Origin of the sequence: Bradyrhizobium sp. BRP20 (assembly GCF_020194215.1) — a bacterium.
Taxonomy (GTDB): Bacteria; Pseudomonadota; Alphaproteobacteria; order Rhizobiales; family Xanthobacteraceae; genus Bradyrhizobium; species Bradyrhizobium yuanmingense.
Window position 1 is genome coordinate 1 of the sequence record NZ_JADYVY010000065.1, and the last position, 2031, is coordinate 2031.

A 2031-nucleotide genomic window follows, 5' to 3' on the forward strand; every position below is an offset into this window, starting at 1 on the left:
ACTTGGCAGAGTCGATCAGCTTCTGCAGCGAGGTGATGCCGGTGTTGGCGGCCTGCAGCACCTGCACGCCGTTGGCGATGCCATCGAGCAGGTTGTTGATGTCGCTGGCGCGGTTGTCGAGCGACTGGGCGGTGAAGAAGTTGGTGGGATTGTCCAGGGCCGAGTTGACGCTCTTGCCGGTCGACAGACGGCTCTGGGTGGTGGCGAGAAGATCGGCAGTGGACTGGAGAGAGAGCAGGTTCTGACGAACCGATGCGGAGAGAACGATACCGGACATAAGCTGTTACCCTTCTGGTACGCAACGCAACAAACTTCGATTAGGATTAATCGATGGGCGGGACGGTGAACGTTTGGGGCTAACAAAGAATGAAGCGTGTTGCGGCAGTCCTTGCGTGGATTCACCATATGGGCAATCGAAGCCGAAACGAGGTCGCGAGTATCGCCATGATAGGATGACGGTTTTTCGGGCAACGGCGAGGCGTTTGCCACTTGTCAACCATAACTCAGAGTGAGCAATTGGCTGCATTCAATTGCATCAGCTTCACCTCACGGCATCGCCATCGAAAGCTCGCATTGAACGAAAAGCGGCGGGGCCGAAGCCCCGCCGCGATGCCTTGGCTAGCGATGTTGTCCGCTTGTTAGCGGAGCAGCTGCAGCACGCTCTGCTGCGACTGGTTGGCCAGCGACAGCGCGGAGACCGCGATCGACTGGCGGGTCGACAGCGCCTGGCTGTTGGCCGCTTCGGTGTTGGTGTCGGCCAGGGTCAGGTTCGACGAACCGGTCTGGAGCACGTTGATCAGGCTCTTGTTGAAGTCCTGACGCACCTGCACCACCGAGAGGTTCGAGCCCAGGCTCGAGGCTTCCGACCGCAGCGTGCTCGAGGCAGCGTTGAGGTTCGACAACACCTTGTTGGTGGCGGAGTTGTCGATGAAGTCGACGCCGTTGGTCAGCGCCGCGAGGCCCAGACCCTTCGAGTTGTAGGTCACGCCCGTGATGCTCAGGTTCGACTTGCCGGTCTCGTCGAATACGAGCTTCAGCTGGTCGCCGTTCAGGAGGTTCACACCATTGAACGAGGAGTCCTGCGCAGTCGTGTCGATCTGGTTCAGGATGTTGTTGTACTGAGAGACCAGATTGGCACGCGCTGTCTGGGCGACAGTGTCGGCCACCGGAGCGGAGGCGGTCGAGAACGTCAGCGACGTGGTCAGCGTGCCGCCGATCGAGCCACCTGCGGCGCTCGAACCGATGGTCGAGGACGCGTAGTCGTTGGTGGTCGAAATCGTCAGCAGGCCGTTGGCGTCGATCGTCGCCGACAGGTTGTTGGCCTGCAGCTTGGTGTTGAGCTGATCGAGCGTCTTGACCGTGCCGTTGGTGCCGTCGCCGAAGGTGACGTCAACCGCGGTGCCGCCGTTGAAGGAGGTGAAGGTCAAGGTCTTGCCGCTGATGCCGCCGATGCCGGAGGTACGAGCCGCGTTGAAGGCGGACGACGTGCCGGTGTTGCCGGCGAAGCCGAGTGCGTTCAGCGCATTGCCCGTGCCGGTGATCGACAGATCGGCGTTGACGCCGGTCGAGATCTTGAGCTGGCCTGACGAGTTGATCGACGATTTCGACTGGCCCGAGGCGGCCGCAAACGTCGCGGTGCCGTTGGCCGCGATGGTCGCGGTCTGCACGCCGGTGGCAAGGTCGATCGCGTTCAGCACGTCGGCAACCGTGCCGGCCTGCAGATAGACGGTCGAGTTGCCGTTGCCGTCGGTGACGACCGCACCGCTCGCGCCGGAGCCGGTGGCAACGGCCGGAGCACCGGCCGAGCCCGGGGTCGGCGCGTTCTTGAAGGTGATGACCTTGCCGTTGACGTTCAGCGTCGAACCGTCGGTGATCGTCGCACCCAGCGAGGCTGCGCTGGTCGTGCGGTTGACGTTGACGGTGGCATTGCCGCCGCCGACCGACGAGGACACACCGAGCGCCTTGAGCAGGTCGGCGCGTCCGGTCACGGACAGATCAGCACCCGTGGAGCTCCTCAGCGTGACGGCGCCC

Annotated in this window: 1 protein-coding gene and 1 pseudogene; both read right to left on the reverse strand. The window is 62.8% G+C overall.

What is annotated here, in order from left to right; all coding sequences use genetic code 11:
* A pseudogene (locus tag I6F33_RS37775) lies at nt 1-277 on the reverse strand (flagellin); the annotation flags it as partial.
* Between the two features lie 361 nt (nt 278-638).
* Nucleotides 639-2031, reverse strand: a 1393-nt coding sequence (locus I6F33_RS37780; RefSeq protein ID WP_225145779.1) for a DUF1522 domain-containing protein, incomplete at its 5' end; no start/stop codon positions are given.